Origin of the sequence: Rhodoferax ferrireducens (assembly GCF_003347515.1) — a bacterium.
GTDB lineage: Bacteria > Pseudomonadota > Gammaproteobacteria > Burkholderiales > Burkholderiaceae_C > Rhodoferax.
On record NZ_QEII01000298.1, the window covers coordinates 232,691 to 248,836 of the forward strand.

At 62.2% G+C, this 16,146-nt stretch carries 16 protein-coding genes; 8 read left to right on the forward strand and 8 right to left on the reverse strand.

Annotated elements, in window-relative coordinates; translation table 11 throughout:
• Nucleotides 1-5: 5 nt before the first annotated feature.
• Nucleotides 6-626, reverse strand: a complete 621-nt coding sequence (locus tag C5P05_RS21465; RefSeq protein ID WP_114971875.1) for a tetratricopeptide repeat protein — start codon at nucleotides 624-626, stop codon at nucleotides 6-8.
• Nucleotides 617-913: a hypothetical protein gene (locus C5P05_RS21470; protein WP_114971876.1), complete on the reverse strand. Its 297-nt coding sequence runs from the start codon at nucleotides 911-913 to the stop codon at nucleotides 617-619. The genes C5P05_RS21465 and C5P05_RS21470 overlap by 10 nt, the downstream gene beginning before the upstream one ends.
• Nucleotides 914-1,134: 221 nt before the next feature.
• Between C5P05_RS21470 and C5P05_RS21475 the strand changes: the two genes are divergently transcribed.
• From C5P05_RS21475 to C5P05_RS21510, 8 genes are all read left to right on the forward strand, one after another.
• The gene (locus C5P05_RS21475; protein ID WP_114971877.1) at nucleotides 1,135-1,332 is read left to right on the forward strand and encodes a hypothetical protein; all 198 of its coding nucleotides are present in this window, start codon (nucleotides 1,135-1,137) and stop codon (nucleotides 1,330-1,332) included.
• Nucleotides 1,332-4,118 (forward strand): ATP-binding protein, encoded by a 2,787-nt coding sequence (locus C5P05_RS21480; protein WP_114971878.1) that lies wholly within the window; start codon nucleotides 1,332-1,334, stop codon nucleotides 4,116-4,118. Before C5P05_RS21475 ends, C5P05_RS21480 begins: the two co-directional genes overlap by 1 nt.
• Nucleotides 4,115-4,492: a response regulator transcription factor gene (locus C5P05_RS21485; protein ID WP_114971879.1), complete on the forward strand. Its 378-nt coding sequence runs from the start codon at nucleotides 4,115-4,117 to the stop codon at nucleotides 4,490-4,492. The genes C5P05_RS21480 and C5P05_RS21485 overlap by 4 nt, the downstream gene beginning before the upstream one ends.
• Nucleotides 4,493-4,529: 37 nt before the next feature.
• The gene (locus C5P05_RS21490; protein ID WP_114971880.1) at nucleotides 4,530-6,719 is read left to right on the forward strand and encodes a 3'-5' exonuclease; all 2,190 of its coding nucleotides are present in this window, start codon (nucleotides 4,530-4,532) and stop codon (nucleotides 6,717-6,719) included.
• 14 nt (nucleotides 6,720-6,733) lie between these two features.
• The gene (locus tag C5P05_RS21495; RefSeq protein WP_114971881.1) at nucleotides 6,734-8,194 is read left to right on the forward strand and encodes a DUF294 nucleotidyltransferase-like domain-containing protein; all 1,461 of its coding nucleotides are present in this window, start codon (nucleotides 6,734-6,736) and stop codon (nucleotides 8,192-8,194) included.
• Between the two features lie 142 nt (nucleotides 8,195-8,336).
• Complete coding sequence (locus tag C5P05_RS21500; protein WP_114971882.1) at nucleotides 8,337-8,645, forward strand: DUF485 domain-containing protein; 309 nt, start codon at nucleotides 8,337-8,339, stop codon at nucleotides 8,643-8,645.
• Nucleotides 8,642-10,369, forward strand: a complete 1,728-nt coding sequence (locus C5P05_RS21505) for a cation acetate symporter (protein WP_114971883.1) — start codon at nucleotides 8,642-8,644, stop codon at nucleotides 10,367-10,369. Before C5P05_RS21500 ends, C5P05_RS21505 begins: the two co-directional genes overlap by 4 nt.
• 191 nt (nucleotides 10,370-10,560) lie before the next feature.
• The gene (locus C5P05_RS21510) at nucleotides 10,561-11,310 is read left to right on the forward strand and encodes a DUF4397 domain-containing protein (RefSeq protein ID WP_114971884.1); all 750 of its coding nucleotides are present in this window, start codon (nucleotides 10,561-10,563) and stop codon (nucleotides 11,308-11,310) included.
• 21 nt (nucleotides 11,311-11,331) lie between these two features.
• On the opposite strand, the gene C5P05_RS21515 is transcribed toward C5P05_RS21510, so the two are convergent.
• From C5P05_RS21515 to C5P05_RS21540, 6 genes are all read right to left on the reverse strand, one after another.
• A complete protein-coding gene (locus tag C5P05_RS21515; RefSeq protein ID WP_114971885.1) occupies nucleotides 11,332-11,523 on the reverse strand; it encodes a hypothetical protein in 192 nt (63 codons plus the stop codon).
• Nucleotides 11,524-11,732: 209 nt separating this feature from the next.
• Nucleotides 11,733-12,086: a BON domain-containing protein gene (locus C5P05_RS21520; RefSeq protein ID WP_114971886.1), complete on the reverse strand. Its 354-nt coding sequence runs from the start codon at nucleotides 12,084-12,086 to the stop codon at nucleotides 11,733-11,735.
• Between the two features lie 134 nt (nucleotides 12,087-12,220).
• Complete coding sequence (locus C5P05_RS21525) at nucleotides 12,221-12,877, reverse strand: 3'-5' exonuclease (RefSeq protein WP_114971887.1); 657 nt, start codon at nucleotides 12,875-12,877, stop codon at nucleotides 12,221-12,223.
• The gene (locus C5P05_RS21530) at nucleotides 12,874-14,700 is read right to left on the reverse strand and encodes a DUF294 nucleotidyltransferase-like domain-containing protein (RefSeq protein ID WP_114971888.1); all 1,827 of its coding nucleotides are present in this window, start codon (nucleotides 14,698-14,700) and stop codon (nucleotides 12,874-12,876) included. The genes C5P05_RS21525 and C5P05_RS21530 overlap by 4 nt, the downstream gene beginning before the upstream one ends.
• Nucleotides 14,701-14,729: 29 nt before the next feature.
• Nucleotides 14,730-15,362 carry a 2-hydroxychromene-2-carboxylate isomerase gene (locus C5P05_RS21535; protein WP_114971966.1) on the reverse strand — a complete coding sequence of 211 codons (633 nt, stop codon included), beginning with the start codon at nucleotides 15,360-15,362 and terminating at the stop codon, nucleotides 14,730-14,732.
• A 52-nt stretch (nucleotides 15,363-15,414) separates the two neighbouring features.
• Nucleotides 15,415-16,140, reverse strand: coding sequence for a YbaK/EbsC family protein (locus C5P05_RS21540; protein WP_232834610.1), 726 nt, complete (start codon nucleotides 16,138-16,140; stop codon nucleotides 15,415-15,417).
• Nucleotides 16,141-16,146 lie beyond the last annotated feature (6 nt).

Consider the following 16,146-nt stretch of genomic DNA (forward strand, 5'->3'; position numbering starts at 1 on the left):
AAAACTCAAATCAAGCTTCCGGCCGCCAACCCGGTCTCGCGCTCCAGCTGGGCCGCCACCTTGGGTTCGAACCCTTTCAGGTGGCGAATCACCGCGCGCGCTTCCTCAGGCTGCTTCAAATCCACATGCACCCGCGCCAGCTGATACCAGCCAAACGGGCTCATGGGCTGCAATTTGGTGTTGTGCTTGAGCGCCTGCACAGCCTCATCCAGCCGCCCCTGGCGCACCAGCACCAGCCCCAGGCCGTACCAGGCCCGGTCCATCTTGTCCTCGATGCGAATGGCCGCGCTAAACTCGCGCTCCGCCTCTTCGAGCCGCCCCAGCTCTTCACACACGAAGGCCACGTTGAAGTGGGCATTCGAGGTGTCAGGCACCAGCGCCAGCACCCTTTCGAAATAGGTCAAGGCCAGCACATGTCGGCCACCTTGCATGGCCTCATAGCCCAGGCTGTTCAGGGCCAGCAAATCGTCAGGCGAGCGCGCCAGGACCGCATGGAAAACCTCGGTGGCATGGCCGCGCAGCCCCAGGAACAGCCAGACCTTGGCCTTCCAGTGCAAGGCAAAACGATCAAGACGGCTCAGGCCGGGCGCGCTGGCACGGCTGGTGCGAGGAATATTCACTGGCATGCTGCCGCTCCCAATTGAAGACACAAATCAATCTTTGCTTTCACTACCAGCACCCAGGCCACGATGAGCCAGCTCGCGGCGGCCAAAGGAATGTGCCGATCCAGAATCAGCTTCGGGCTGATGCGACGCGTTACCCACAGTGCCGGCTTGGCCGCCACGTCCAGCAATTGCCAGAACACATTGGTTTGACGCTTGGCCCCCGCCAGTAATCCCAGGATGAAACGCCCGGCGATGAACATCAACGAGAGCTCAATCAGGCTTTTTGCGATAACGATGGCTAGCAACATGAAACTTATTACTTTCTTACAAGGTCTGGCCTCAGACGCAATGTCAGCCGCTCCGCTGACCTGATTCTGACGGCCAACTGAACCGAAACTTACGAACTAGGTACTAACCATAGCCACATGTTTCACGATGTAACAAATTGACCTTTGCACGCGCCTACCTAGGGAATGTCCTAGTCCGGCCAAGGCCTACAATTTGCCAATATTTTGGGGAGACACGGACCATGCATCACTCCGCCATCACGGGTCAGCGTCTGGTTGCCATCGTGTTGCTGGGCTGCGTGCTGTTCAACTACCCGGTGCTCTCCCTCTTCAGCAAGCCGGGTGCCTTGTTCGGAATTCCGCTGCTGTACTTGTATATCTTCGTGGTGTGGGCCTCGCTGATTGCGCTGACTGCTTATGTGATCGAGCGGCTGGACTGATGCTGCAAGGCTGGGTCATCATCAGCGTGTCGTTTGCCTACCTGGGCTTGCTGTTTGGCATTGCCTATTACGGCGACAAGCGCGCCGATGCCGGACGCTCCATCATCGCCAACCCGGCCATTTACGCCTTGTCGCTGGCGGTTTACTGCACCACCTGGACCTTCTATGGCAGTGTCGGGCGCGCCGCATCGGCGGGCATTGGTTTTCTGCCCATCTACCTGGGCCCCACGCTGGTGGCGGGGCTGTGGTGGTTTGTGATGCTCAAGATCATTCGCATCAGCAAGGCCCACCGCATCACCTCGATCGCCGACTTCGTGGCCTCGCGCTACGGCAAAAGCCAGTTGCTGGGCGGCTTGGTGACGGTGATTGCGGTGGTCGGGGTGGTGCCCTATATCTCGCTGCAACTCAAGGCGGTTTCCAACAGCTTCACGATACTGACCCACTACCCCGACATCGTCATGCCCGCCAAGGCCGCGACACAAGCCCTGTGGCAGGACAGCGCGCTGTACATCGCCATGACGCTGGCCGCGTTCACGGTGTTGTTTGGCACCCGCCATCTGGACGCCACCGAGCGCCATGAAGGCATGGTGGCGGCGATTGCATTCGAGTCGGTGATCAAGTTGCTGGCTTTCCTGGCGGTCGGCCTGTTTGTCACCTTTGGCCTGTTCAACGGCATGGGCGATATCTTTGCGCGCGCCGAGTTGGTGCCCAAACTCAAGGCGCTGATGACGGTCGCCGATTCTGGCAGCAGCTATGGCAGCTGGTGGTCGCTCACCCTTCTCTCCATGCTCTCGGTCATGCTGCTGCCCCGGCAATTCCAGATCGCGGTCGTGGAAAACGTCAATGAGCAGCACTTGCGCAAAGCGGTCTGGCTGTTCCCGCTGTACCTGTTGCTGATCAACATCTTCGTGCTGCCAATTGCCCTGGGCGGCATGCTGCATTTCTCCACGGGCCTGGTGGACGCGGATACTTTTGTGCTGACCTTGCCGATGTCCGAGCGGCACGAAGCACTGACCCTGTTGGTGTTCATCGGTGGTTTGTCGGCGGCCACCGGCATGGTCATTGTGGAGACCATTGCGCTGTCCACCATGATCTGCAACGACCTGGTGATGCCACTGGCCCTGCGCATGAAGGCCTTGCGCCTGAACGAGCGACACGACCTGTCCGGCTTGCTGCTGGGCATACGCCGATGGGCCATCGTGGCCATCCTGATGCTGGGCTACATCTACTTCCGGGCCGCGGGCGAGGCCTATGCGCTGGTCGGTATCGGCCTGATCTCGTTCGCGGCGGTGGCCCAGTTTGCGCCCGCCATTTTTGGCGGCATTTACTGGAAGGGCGGCACCCGCAACGGCGCCATCGCGGGGCTGCTGGGCGGCTTCGCGGTGTGGGGCTACACGCTGTTGCTGCCCTCGTTCGCCAAGTCGGGCTGGCTGTCGTCAGAGTTTCTGCGCGAGGGTCTGTTCGGGCTGACACTGCTGCGCCCGCAACAACTGTTTGGTCTGACCGGGATGGACGAGATCTCACACAGCCTGTTCTGGAGCTTGCTGGCCAACCTGGGGTTCTACCTGGGCGTGTCGCTCACCAGTCGGCCCAGCGTCCAGGAAACGCGGCAAGCCACCGCCTTTGTGGATGTCTTTCGCCATACCGTCGGCACGGCAGGGGGTTCGCGCCTGTGGCGCGGCAGTGCCCAGGTGCAAGACCTGCTGCCGCTGATTGGCCGCTTCCTCGGGCCGGTGCGGGCGCAGGAGGCTTTCCTGGGTTTTGCCCGGGGCCGCGGCCTCGCGTCCATCGAGGAATTGAAAGCCGATGCGGAGCTGGTGCACTACGCCGAGACGCTGCTGGCCGGCGCCATTGGCGGCGCCTCCGCGCGGGCCATGGTGGCCTCGGTGGTGCAAGAGGAGCCGCTGAGCATTGACGAGGTGATGAGCATCCTGGACGAGGCCTCCCAGGTGCGCGCCTACTCCCGTGAACTCGAACTCAAGTCGCAGGAACTGGAAGCCGCCACCGCCGAACTGCGGGCCGCCAATGAGCGTCTGAAGGAACTCGACCGCCTGAAGGATGACTTCATGTCCACCGTGACCCATGAACTGCGCACGCCACTCACCTCGATTCGTGCCTTCTCGGAAATCCTGCTGGAAGATCCGAAGACCGGATTGGCCGAGCGCAAGAAGTTCCTGGGCATCATCGTCAAGGAAACCGAGCGCCTCACCCGCCTGATCAACCAGGTGCTGGACATGGCCAAGATCGAATCAGGCAACGCCGAATGGCACACCGCCGAGCTGGATTTGCGCGCAGTGATCGAGGAGTCGGTGGCGGCCACGTCCTCGCTGTTCAACGACCGGCATGTGACGCTGACCCAGGACCTGGCGGCCGGCACGCCCTTGATCCTGGCCGACCGGGACCGCCTGATTCAGGTGATGCTCAACCTGTTGTCCAACGCGGTCAAATTCTGCGATCCGGCCCGAGGCCTGGTGCATGTGAGCTTGCGGCAGGAACGCGAGGGCCTGCGCGTGGATGTGCGCGACAACGGCAGCGGCATCAGCGCGGCCGATCAAAAGATCATCTTCGAGCGCTTTCGCCAGGTCGGCAACACCATGACCGACAAGCCCCAGGGCACCGGCCTGGGACTGCCCATCAGCCGGCACATCGTCGAACGTTTTGGCGGGCGGCTGTGGGTGCAAAGCGAGCCCGGCCACGGGGCCACGTTCTCGTTTACACTGCCTTTTAACCAGGGCACCAGCGCCCCGGCCGCAGCGCCTCACCCGCCAGATAGGACCAGCCCATGAGCAAACGCATCCTGATTGCGGACGATGAACCGAACATCGTGATCTCGCTCGAGTTTCTGATGAAACGCGAAGGCTTCGATGTGCAGGTGGCGATGGATGGCGAGGCCGCCTTGCGGGCCATCGCCACGCAACTGCCGGACCTGATCCTGTTGGACATCATGCTGCCGAAGAAGGACGGGTTTGAGGTTTGCCAGCAAATCCGCGCCAACCCGGCGTGGCAGCAGCTCAAGGTCGTGATGCTCACGGCCAAGGGGCGCGACACCGAGGTCAGCAAGGGGCTCGCACTGGGTGCCGATGCATACATGACCAAGCCCTTTTCCACCCGCGACCTGGTGGCCCAGGTCCGCCAACTGCTCGGCCTCACCGCGCCATAGCGGCGCGCTGGACGCCCCCGCGCCTCAATCGATTGCCATGAACCACCGGATCAGGCTCGCAGCCGGACTCGGCATTCTGTATGGCTTGCTGGCCGTGCTCTTCGGCCTTCTCGGCCTGGTCCTGTGGGGCGACATGCAGGAGGCCGAGCGCCAGGCCGTGCTGGCCATCATGCGGCCGCGCTACGCCATGGCGGTGGTCATCATCCTGCTGGCCTGGTTCGGGCTGGGGCTGCTGGTCTGGGTTCTGTACCGGGCCTATGCGCTGGCCCCTGTGCGCCTGCGCGAACAGGCGCTGGTGATGGTCAACGCCAACCCCTCGCTGCGCCTGCAGGAGCTGGGGGCGCCCGAGATCCGCACGCTGGCGCAGGTGGTCAATTCACTGGCTGACCAGCGCGAATCATTGCAGCGCGATGTGGAGCAGCGGATTCTTGAGGCCAAGGCCTCCGTCGAAGAAGAAAAAAACCGCCTGGCCGCCTTGATGTCGGAACTCACACAAAGCGTGGTCGTGTGCAACCTGGATGGCCGCATCCTGCTCTACAACAACCGCGCCCGGCTGCAGTTCCAGGTGCTGGGGCCGGGGGCGCTCGGCGGCAGCGCGGCCCTGATCGGGCTGGGTCGCTCCATTTTTGCCATGATGGAGCGCAACCTCATCACGCATGCGCTGGAGACCGTGCAGTACCGTCTGCAGCGCGGCAGCGAACAACCCTCCACCAATTTCGTCACCAGCACGCGCGCCGGGCAGTTGATACGCGTGCAAATGGCGCCGGTGTTCGGCAACGCCGGGCGGCAGAACGCCCCCCCCGCCGGCGCCGCCACCGATCGCGTCATCAGCGGCTATGTGCTCATGCTCGACAACATCACCCGCAATGTGGAAACACAAAACCAGCGGGACTCGCTGCTGCAGGCGCTCACCGAGGGCAGCCGTGCGTCACTGGGCAATGTGCGTGCGGCGGCGGAGAACCTGCTGCAATACCCGGACATGGAGCACGAACAGCGCGAGCGCTTCGTCGGGGTGATCCGCGATGAAGTGGCGCTGCTGAGCCAGCGCATCAACCACGCCAGCAGCGAGTTCGCCGACACGCTCAAGGCGCGCTGGCCGCTGGAGGACATGCATGGATCGGACCTGCTGCAGGCGGCACAACAGCGCATTGCGCAAAAGACCGGCCTCAGCGTCACCGTTGAAGCCATCGCCAGCGATTTGTGGATCAGGGTGGACAGCTTCTCGCTGCTGCAGGGCCTGTGCCACCTCGCCGCCCGGCTTCAGGAGGCGTGTGATGTGGACGCCGTGGCCCTGCGTCTGCAGGCGTCCGGTCGGCTGGCGGCGCTGGACCTGCTGTGGTCGGGTCCGGCCCTGGAACCGGCGCTGCTGGCGAGCTGGGAACAGTCCCCCATGCGCGCCGGCGACGAAGGCACGCCCCTGACCCTGCGCGAGGTGATCGAACGCCACGGCGGTGAACTCTGGCAACAGCACGACCAGGACAGGCCGCTGTCCCTGATCCGCATGCTGCTGCCCACCACGGTGGCGCAAGAGGCCGCCGATCCGGCCGTGTGGCTGCGCAACGAGAGCCGCCCTGAGTACTACGACTTCGACCTGTTCCAGCAAACCGAGGAAACACGGGCGCTGGACGAGCGCCTGCTGACGCAACTCAGCTACACCGTGTTCGACACCGAAACCACCGGACTGGAGCCCTCGCAGGGCGATGAGATCATCCAGATTGGCGCCACCCGCATCGTCAATGGCCGCCTGTTGCGAAACGAGACCATCGACCAGCTGATTGACCCCCGGCGGCGACTCAAGCCCGAATCCATGGCCATCCACGGCATCACCGACGACATGGTCCGGGGGCAGCCCACGATTGACCAGGTCTTGCCCACGTTTCATGAGTTCTGCGAAGACACGGTGCTGGTGGCGCACAACGCCGCGTTTGACATGCGCTTCCTGCAACTCAAGGAAACGTCAACCGGCCTCGTGTTTTCGCATCCGGTGCTCGACACGCTGCTGCTGTCTGCGGTGATTCACCCCAACCAGGAGTCACACCGGCTGGAGGCCATTGCCGAGCGCCTGGGCGTCAGTGTGATCGGCCGCCACACGGCCCTGGGCGACGCCATCGTCACCGGCGAGATATTCCTCAGGATGATTCCCTTGCTGGCGGAGCAAAACATCCATACCCTGGGGCAGGCGCGGGCCGCCGCCGCACGCACTTACTACGCGCGCACCACTTATTGAACCCGCACCGCGCCATGGAACAGACGCCCTTCCCGACTCCGCGCAGCAATGTCCTGGCCATGCACAGCCCCTTGAGCCAGTTGCCCAAGCGCGCGCCGGTGACGGTCATGCTGGGCACGCCACTGCGCGAAGCGCTGGCCATCATGGACCGCCTGCGCATCGGCTCCATCATCGTGGTGGACGACCATGGCCGCCTCCCCCTGGGCATTTTCACGCTGCGCGACGTGTTGCACCGCGTGGCACTGCCGCAGGTCAGTCTGGAGGAGCCGATTGCCAGCGTGATGACCGGTGGCGTCATCACGGTAAAGCCGCACACCACCGCCTATGAGGCCGCCGTCATCATGGCGCGCCGTGGGCTGCGCCATCTGCTGGTGGTCGACGAGGCCGCTCACCTGGTCTCCATCGTGTCACAAAACGACTTGTATGCCTTGCAACGCACCAGCCTCAAGGACGTCAGCAACGACATCCGCCAGGCGCGCGACCTGCCTACCCTGCAGGCCTGCGCCAAGGACATCCAGCGCGTGGCGCTGGCCTCGCTGACGCAGGGCATGGCGGCGGCGCAGCTGACGCAATTCATCTCCACCCTGAATGATTTGCTGACCTTGCGCGTGATCGAACTCACCCATGACGAGTTCGACCTGCCGGAGATCAAATGGTGCTGGATCGCGCTGGGCTCGGAAGGCCGCTACGAACAAACGCTGTGCACCGATCAGGACAACGGCATCATCTTCGAATCCGAGAACGCCGCCGCCACCGACACGCTGCGCCAGCGTTTCCTGCCGTTTGCGCAAGCGGTCAACCAGAAGCTCGATGCCTGCGGTTTTCCGCTCTGCAAGGGCGGCATCATGGCGGGCAACCCGCAGTGGTGCCTGTCCCTGCCCGAGTGGCGCGCCCGCTTCAGTGACTGGATTGAACACCCGCAACCCAAGGCCTTGCTCAACGCAGCGATATTTTTTGACTTCCGCCCGCTCTATGGTTTTGACAGCCTGAGCGACGCGCTGCGCGACTGGGTGCTCGACGCTACCCGCAACGCGCAGCTGTTTCTGCGCCTGATGGCCGAGAACGCGCTGCAATGCGCACCACCGCTGGGCCTGATTCGCGATTTCGTGTTCGATGGCAACAAGGATTTCCCCAACACCATCGACCTCAAGATGTATGGCTCGCGGCCTTTCGTGGACGCCGCGCGCCTGCTCTCGCTCACGCACGGCGTGCGCCAGACCAGCACGGCGCAACGCCTGCTGGGCGCCTCCAGGTCGGTGAACTTTGGCGGCGATGACGTCGCCGCCATGGTGGACAGCTTCTACTACATCCAGTTGCTGCGCTTGCGCCACCAGCATCAGGTGCTGGGCGAACACGGCGGCGGCAACCGCATCAACCCGGACCTGCTGAATGAACTGGATCGCCACATCCTCAAGGAAGCCTTCAAACAGGCCCGTAAACTGCAGAGCCGGCTCAGGCTTGACTACCGACTGTAGCGCGGCGTGTCTTTGGCCGGAGCGCAAACACAGCATTCAGTTGCAACGTAAGGGACTGGTCAGACCTCGTGTGCAAGATCAGCCCAATGTGCCGACAACACATTCCCTGTATTCCGTGCAAACCAAACCCGAGGAGACCCACATGATTGATCCGTTGGTCAACAAAATTCAAACCCACCCAAAGTACCTGGAACTTCGGAAAAAACGTAACGCGTTTGGCTGGGGCCTGACATTGCTGATGATGGTCGTGTATTACGGCTACATCGCACTGATCGCGTTCAACAAACCCTTTCTGGCCCAGCCGATTGGCGCGGGCGTGACCTCGCTGGGGATTCCCATCGGCATGGGCGTCATCGTGTTCACCATTGTGATCACGGGCATCTATGTGCGTCGCGCCAACAGCGAGTTTGACGATCTGACCGCTGCCATTTTGAAAGACGTCTCCAAATGAAAACAGCAAAAATAACTTTTGTCGCATTGCTGGCACTGCTGGCGGCAGGCTCAGCACTGGCCGCCGGGGCGGACCTCGGGCAAGTCGAGAAACAACCCACCAACTGGGTTGCCATCAGCATGTTTGCCGGCTTCGTCATCATGACCCTGTTCATTACCAAATGGGCAGCCGCCAAGACCAAATCCGCCGCTGACTTCTACACCGGCGGTGGCGGCATCACCGGTTTTCAGAACGGCCTGGCGATTGCGGGCGACTACATGTCGGCCGCGTCTTTTCTGGGTATTTCCGCAGCCGTGATGGCCTCCGGCTATGACGGCTTGATCTACTCGATCGGCTTTCTGGTCGGCTGGCCCGTCATCACGTTTTTGATGGCCGAGCGCCTGCGCAACCTCGGAAAATTCACATTTGCCGACGTCGCCGGTTACCGCTTCCAGCAAAAACCGATTCGCATTTTTGCGGCTTCCGGCACGCTGGTGGTCGTGGCTTTCTACCTGATCGCCCAAATGGTGGGTGCGGGTGCACTGATCAAACTGCTGTTCGGCCTGGACTACTGGCTGGCCGTGGTGATCGTCGGTGCGCTGATGATGATTTATGTGCTGTTCGGCGGCATGACGGCGACCACCTGGGTGCAGATCATCAAGGCCTGTTTGCTGCTGGCCGGTGTCACCTTCATGGCCTTCATGGTCATGTCGAACTACGGCTTCAGCTTTGAAGCGCTGTTTGCCGCAGGCGTCAAGGTGAAGACCCAGCTGGCCATTAACGGTGGTAAGACCGAGGTCGACGCCGCCGCCATTGGGCTGGCCATCATGGGCCCCGGCGGTTTTGTGAAGGATCCGATTTCGGCGATCTCCTTCGGCATGGCACTGATGTTCGGTACCGCCGGTTTGCCCCACATCCTGATGCGCTTTTTCACGGTGCCGGATGCCAAGCAAGCGCGTAAATCCGTGCTGTGGGCGACCACCTGGATTGGCTACTTCTATGTGCTGATTTTCATCATCGGCTTCGGCGCCATCACCCTGGTGTTGACCAACCCTGAGTTTGCGGATACCGCCAAGGGCATCATCAAGGGCGGCGGCGGCTCGGCCAATATGGCAGCTGTGCTGGTAGCCAAGGCTGTCGGCGGCAATGTCTTCTTCGGCTTTATCTCCGCAGTCGCTTTTGCCACGATTCTGGCGGTGGTGGCCGGTCTGACCCTGTCAGGCGCTTCTGCTGTGTCGCATGACATCTACGCCACCGTGATCAAAAAGGGCAAGGCTGACAGCGCTTCCGAACTCAAGGTGTCGCGCATCACGACACTGGTTCTCGGTGTGGTTGCTGTTGTTCTCGGCATCGCGTTCGAAAAGCAGAACATTGCGTTCATGGTGTCCCTGGCCTTCGCCATTGCCGCCTCGGCCAACTTCCCGGTGCTGTTCATGTCGGTGCTCTGGAAAGACTGCACGACCAAGGGCGCGGTGATTGGCGGCTTCCTCGGTCTGTTCTCATCCGTGGCGCTGACCATCGTGTCGCCCTCGGTCTGGGAAGCCACGCTGGGTTACCCCAAGGGTTCGGCGCTGTTCCCTTACACCTCGCCGGCTCTGTTCTCCATGACCATCGGCTTTGTCGGCATCTGGCTGTTCTCCATTCTGGATCGCAGCCCCAATGCAGCCAAGGAACGTGCCGCATTCCCGGCGCAGCAAGTGCGCTCGGAAACCGGCTACGGCGCATCGGGCGCTTCCGGCCACTGAGACTGAGATTCAACTGAAACGCAGGCCCACAGCCTGCGCTATTCAAAGCTTCAACCGGGCCACGTGCCCGGTTTTTTTGTGTCCGACTATGTGGTGAAACGCACAGACAAAGTTGCGCCCAATCAATACAGTTATTCGTGGGCCACGCATCGACTTGCCCACGCACACGTCAACCTTTGAAGGACAAGTCCATGAATACACTCAACAAATTCTTGCTTGCATGCGTCCCGGTCGTGGGTCTTGCCGCCTGTGGTGGTGGCGACACGGCAGACCGGATCGATCTCGCCGACCCGACCGTACGCTTCGTGCATGCCTCACCACTGGCGCCGAACCTGACGCTGTCCCACGGCACCGTCATCCAGTCGGATGTGACCGACAAGCCTTACAAATTCGCCTCGAACTACTTCAACGTGGATATGGGCGCTTCCGACTGGTCCGTGAAGACGAGCACCGGCGCTGTGACCCTGGGGACGGTGTCGATCGACCCGGTGCGCGGCAACAAGTACACGATCGTGGCCTTGCCGGCTTCCAATACCGAAAGCAGCATTTACCTGATCACCGACCCTTACAACAAGCCCCTCACGAGCGACAGTGCCCGGCTGCGAATCATGAACGCATCGTTCAACGCGAGCAACATCGACCTGTACATGACAGCGGTCGGTGCCGACATCACAGCGACAGGCCCGACGATCGGGGCCACCGCCTACAAAACCTCTGGGCCGGCCTCGGGCGGCGACTCGATTGACATTCCGGGCGGCACCTACCAGATAACAATCACGACAGCCGGCACCAAAACTGTGCTCTTCAAGGGTCAGCGGACTTTCGGCAACAACAATGATATCTTGCTCATCAGTGTGCCCGACTCGCTGCTGCCCGGCGCCATCAAGACACTGGTGAAAATCGAGGGAGAAACAGGAACGACCGAAGTGCCCGCCAGCTGACTTTGCATGGAGCGCCGATCCTCAGATCTTCGGGTTCTTCGGTGTGTCGGTCACGGGCTTGCCTTCATCGTCCAGGTCCGTGTTGGGCTTGATGGCCGGAGAGCCCGCGCCTGGCGTGGCGTTGACGTTGTCCTCGACCATGTCGAGAAACTCATCCACCTCGTCGGTCGAGTGCTTGGAGGGTTCGATATGGGCCGGTTGTTCGCGCGTCATGGTGATTCCTTTGCGTTGATGGCAGGGACGCTCAGTATCTGCCGCTGACCGCGCGGCGTCTGTCAGTCGGACGGAGGCGCCACGGTAAGACGGCACCTACAGCCGGTTCGGACGGTGGGCTCTGGCTTTGAATGTGCCCGCCCGCTGCGGCGTCACGGCGACCCAGCCGTGCCTGCTCGGTTTTTTAGGCACGCGTCATTGATGACGCCTCAGGAGTCGTCGCTGGACCACAGGTGAACACGGCTGTAGACATTCACCACACCGGGCACCCGGCTGGCCACCGCGCGTGCGCGCGACTCATGACTGGGCTGCCTGGCCCACCCGCTGAGCATGACGACACCGTCATTGACCGCCACCTGAATGTCCCGGGCTTTGTCGTCCAGAGATGTCTGGATGGCGTCCGTCACGGCGGTGGCAAGCGCCGGGTCACCCACAGCGCTAGCGCTGGATGAATAGGCCGGGGCTCGTTCACCCATCTGCATGGCGGAACAGCCCATCAGCCCGGCAACTGACAAAACAAGGGCTGGTGGCAAATACAAATACTTGATTTTCAGGGACTTCATTGCAGTTCCTTTCACAAAAAAGCAAATCAATTACCTCCCCTGCGTCGCCTCACAAATTTTTACTCTCACGAATTGCAGTCTGCATTGCGAATCCTCACGAACCCGAGCTTTAAGACACCTTTCCGCTGCCCAGCTCAGTCCCCACGCAAGTGCCGCAGTTTGATGAAGGCCAGCGCCGCCATCACCGCATCGTTCAGCGCATCGTGGGCGTCACGCAAGGGCAGGCCCAGATCGATCATCAGGGTGGCAAAACGAAGATCAATGTCAACATTGGCCTGCTGCTGGTAGGCGGGGAGCTGCCTGAATTTGAAGTCGTAATACAGGGCGGACACCTCGATTTTGGCTTGCGGCAGGCCCTGACCCAGCATGGGGAAGAGCGCCCGATTCAGCATGGCCAAGTCAAACTCCAGGTAATAGCCCACCAGTGGCCGGCTGCCGATGAAATGCATCAGGCGCTTCATCGCTTCATCCATCGGCAAGCCTTGGGCCACGTCGCGTTCGCGCAGACGATGAATGCGCACGCTCTCGGCCGAGATCCCGCGCTCCGGACGCACCAGCAACTCGAGCCGATCGCTGGTCATGATGCGGTTGCCGACGATGCGCACAGCACCGATCGAAATGATTTCATCGGTGCGCACATTCAGGCCAGTGGTCTCGCAGTCCAGCGCCACCCATTCGTTGGCGGGCGGCGGGTCGAACATGAAGCGAAACGCCGGGTCACCCAGGTGGTACAGCAGCCACTCGCGCTTGAGCGCGGCCCACCAGCGCGAGGGCAAGAGCGGAACGCTCACGACACCGCTTCCAGATGGAAGCGGTGTCGCAGCAGGGTTTTGAAACGCTTGACCACGCCCAGCGTGTCCTTGAGCAGGTCACGGTCCAGGCTGCTGAGCCGGCTCACGTCGATGGCGCCGCTCACAGCCTTGCCGGTGGCCAGCTCGGCCAGCCCGACCTTGAGCTTGAGGCCCATGAAGAAGTGCAGGCTGTCCGTCAGGTCCGTGCCTATGGCTGCCTCCAGCTTGCCGGCGGCCACCAGCGCCGCGATGCGCCCAGTGGTGCTGGTCTCCATCACGCGGTGCGCCAGCGCCAGACTGCGCACGCCGTGCACCAGCGGGAAAATACCTTCCTTTTTGAGATTGAGCGGCTGGTCGGCGTCGCCCCGGCCCAGCAGCCGGTTCCACCAGCCATAGCTGCTACCAAAGGAATCAATAGCCGCCGCAAACCGGCTCAGCATGGCGTCGCTGTCGGTTGCCAGGGCCATCAGGCCGCGCCGGACCGCGTCCAGCAAATGAGCATCGCCACAGACCGTGTGCGCGTCCATGAAAATCGCCAGATTCATCAGGCTGTCGCCATCCGGCAGGAGCAACCATTGCCGCGTCATCTGGCCAAATTCACTCGCGCTCTTGCGCCACTGCGGGTTGCTGACCATGATGTGGCCCGGGCACTCCGGGTAGCCAAAATCCTTGAGGGCGCTGGAAAAACGCTGGCAGATCGCCTCCAGATCGTCGGGGGGCGTGTAGCCGTCGCGCAGGATCAGGGCGTTGTCCTGGTCGGTCTTGAGCAATTGCTCGCCGCGGCCCTCGCTGCCCATCACAAACAGGCAGCTGTTGACCACCAGCCCGGCCGGCGCGATCAATTGCCAGGCACGTTCGAACAGCCGGGCGTTGAGCTGCTGTACCAGCTTGGCGATCAGGTTGACGCGGGAACCGCTGCGGTACAGCAGCGTGATCATGCGGGTGATCTGGGCCGCGGCCTGGCTCAGGCCAGCCAGGTCCTTGGCCTCCTCGATCTGCACCGTGATCAGGTGCGACTGGTTGGACAAGAAGCTGAACAGGTCCAGCGCTTCCAGGATGCCCACCACCGTGGCGCCTTCCACCACGACGACCCGGTGCACCCGGTGGCGCAGCATCACGGCCATGGCGTCGCCCAGCTGGTCGGCGCTCTGCACCTCGATCAATGAAAAATTGGCCAGTTCACCCACCGCCAGCTGGTTCAGCGGACGGCCGTCCAGGATGGCGCGCTGCAGGGCCGTAGCGGTAAAAATGCCCAGGCGGGCCGGCACGCTGCGCGTGTCACGCACCAGGACATTGGAGGTGCGCTCGGCTTGAAACAGTTTGACGACGGAAAGAATATCGGTGGTGGCATCGACAAAGTGGGCCGGCCGCAAAAAAGCCTCGTCCACCCGGGACAGGGTGAGCGACTGCAGCTCGTGCTGACTCTTGCGCTCGGACAGGGCGCTGAGCTTGTTGCTCAGATCCGAAAACAGCAGCGCACCAAAAGTGGCATTCGACGCAATCAGGTCGCTCACCGCCTGGCGCGCCAGCTGATAGGCCACCACCTCCTCGGCCGCCACGAAGCGGCTGCTGACCCGGCCCGCCACCAGGCCCCGGCCATCAAAGCAGTCGTCCGGCCCGTAGGTGGTCGTCACCTCGCTACCCTCCAGCTGGGTCACGTAGCCTTTGATGATGACAAAAAGATGAGTCGGCGCGATCCCCACGTCCAAAATCGTCTCGCCCTCGCGAAAATAAACGACGTCGACGCTGTCGCGCACCAGGCGCTGCTCGTCCTGATTCAGGCAGTCAAACGGGGAGGCGGAAAAATTAAAGGCATTGGGCATGGCGTGGACCAGTCATCGAGCCCGAACATTCAACGCCGGATGCCTTGCGCCACGCTTGCAACCGTGTCCCACTGGCGGTCAAACCAGGGGTCACCCGACAGATAGGCCTGCAGCATGGGCAGCGCGTCCAGGCCCCAAAACAGCTTATCGTCCACCACCAGGGTGGGCACACCAAACACACCCAGTTGCAGGGCCTCATCGGTGTGGGCTTTGAGCTGGGCCTTGACCTCGTCGCTGTTGACGCCGCGCGCGGGCGTCAATTGCGCCATCAGGGCGGCCAGACGCGCCGGGTCGGTGGCCTCCAGGCCACCTTGCCAGACATGGCGGAACAGGGTTTCACACACATAGCGGTTCGGCGCGCCTTGGGCTTCACACGCCACGGCCAGACGCAGCAAGGCCAGCGGGTTGAAGGGGTGGCTCGCCGGCAATCGCAGGTCCACACCCTGGCTGTGCGCCAGCCACAGCACCTGGCGGTAGGTCCAGTCGCGCTTGGGCGCAATCTCGGCCGGACCCAGCTGGCCGTGCTGCTTGAGCAGCGCGGCAAACAGAATCGGCTTGTAGGTCACGCTGTAGCTGTGCCCCATCAGGGCGACCGGCAGTTGTTCAAACGCCAGGTAGGCGTAGGGCGAGATGAAATCCAGGTAGAAAGTGATGTGTTTCATGGCTTGTGGCAGTGGATTGCCGCGCTGCGCTCGCAATGACGAAAATTTGAATTCATAGCAATGCCTTTGCAGCGAGGCGCTGCTCGATCTGGGTCCACATGGCGCGCTTGGCCGGATCATCCGCGCTGCTCCACAGGCGAATCTCGTCGAGCGTGCGATAGCAGCCTTCACACAATCCCGTCAGCTCGTTCATACGGCACACCGAGATGCAGGGCGAGGGTACATTTTCCGCTGTAGCCCGCGCCAGCAGTGCGCGAGCAGCTATCAATTCAGGAACGTTAATGGAGGCATCAGCCGTCGGCGCCTGCACCACATCGGCCACCGGTGCACCCGACAACAGCGCCAGATCCTGCGGCCGCAGCTTGAACACGCCGTGCGGATGGCCGGCGGCGGCCCATATTTCTTCAAAGCGGAACAACTCCTGGTCAATCAGCGTCACCGAGGGCGTGGCGTGGGCAATCGGGGGCACACCGCCAATGGAATATCCGGTTTTGGCTTTGACGAAAGTGGCGTCCGCACGACCCAGCGGCCCCACCAGGGCCGCCACCTTCTTCTCATCCACCCGCTTATCTCCCGAGGTCACCACCAGCACGGCTGCATCGTCGGACTTGCGGCGAAAGATGATGCTTTTGGCGATCTGGCCCACGGCGATGCCCAAGGCGTCGGCCGCTTGCTGGGCGGTGCGCGCCGCGTCGTCCAACATGACCGGAGTGTGCGGGTGGTCTTGGGCCTGGAGGGCAGCGACCACGCGTTGCACACCTTCTGGCAGGGATTTCAACTCGGC

What these genes read in the sequence shown, in the direction of transcription:
- C5P05_RS21465 (WP_114971875.1), bottom strand. Translation starts at nt 626, where the DNA reads ATGCCAGTGAATATTCCTCGCACCAGCCGTGCCAGCGCGCCCGGCCTG.
- C5P05_RS21470 (WP_114971876.1), bottom strand. Translation starts at nt 913, where the DNA reads ATGTTGCTAGCCATCGTTATCGCAAAAAGCCTGATTGAGCTCTCGTTG.
- C5P05_RS21475 (WP_114971877.1), top strand. Translation starts at nt 1,135, where the DNA reads ATGCATCACTCCGCCATCACGGGTCAGCGTCTGGTTGCCATCGTGTTG.
- C5P05_RS21480 (WP_114971878.1), top strand. Translation starts at nt 1,332, where the DNA reads ATGCTGCAAGGCTGGGTCATCATCAGCGTGTCGTTTGCCTACCTGGGC.
- C5P05_RS21485 (WP_114971879.1), top strand. Translation starts at nt 4,115, where the DNA reads ATGAGCAAACGCATCCTGATTGCGGACGATGAACCGAACATCGTGATC.
- C5P05_RS21490 (WP_114971880.1), top strand. Translation starts at nt 4,530, where the DNA reads ATGAACCACCGGATCAGGCTCGCAGCCGGACTCGGCATTCTGTATGGC.
- C5P05_RS21495 (WP_114971881.1), top strand. Translation starts at nt 6,734, where the DNA reads ATGGAACAGACGCCCTTCCCGACTCCGCGCAGCAATGTCCTGGCCATG.
- C5P05_RS21500 (WP_114971882.1), top strand. Translation starts at nt 8,337, where the DNA reads ATGATTGATCCGTTGGTCAACAAAATTCAAACCCACCCAAAGTACCTG.
- C5P05_RS21505 (WP_114971883.1), top strand. Translation starts at nt 8,642, where the DNA reads ATGAAAACAGCAAAAATAACTTTTGTCGCATTGCTGGCACTGCTGGCG.
- C5P05_RS21510 (WP_114971884.1), top strand. Translation starts at nt 10,561, where the DNA reads ATGAATACACTCAACAAATTCTTGCTTGCATGCGTCCCGGTCGTGGGT.
- C5P05_RS21515 (WP_114971885.1), bottom strand. Translation starts at nt 11,523, where the DNA reads ATGACGCGCGAACAACCGGCCCATATCGAACCCTCCAAGCACTCGACC.
- C5P05_RS21520 (WP_114971886.1), bottom strand. Translation starts at nt 12,086, where the DNA reads ATGAAGTCCCTGAAAATCAAGTATTTGTATTTGCCACCAGCCCTTGTT.
- C5P05_RS21530 (WP_114971888.1), bottom strand. Translation starts at nt 14,700, where the DNA reads ATGCCCAATGCCTTTAATTTTTCCGCCTCCCCGTTTGACTGCCTGAAT.
- C5P05_RS21535 (WP_114971966.1), bottom strand. Translation starts at nt 15,362, where the DNA reads ATGAAACACATCACTTTCTACCTGGATTTCATCTCGCCCTACGCCTAC.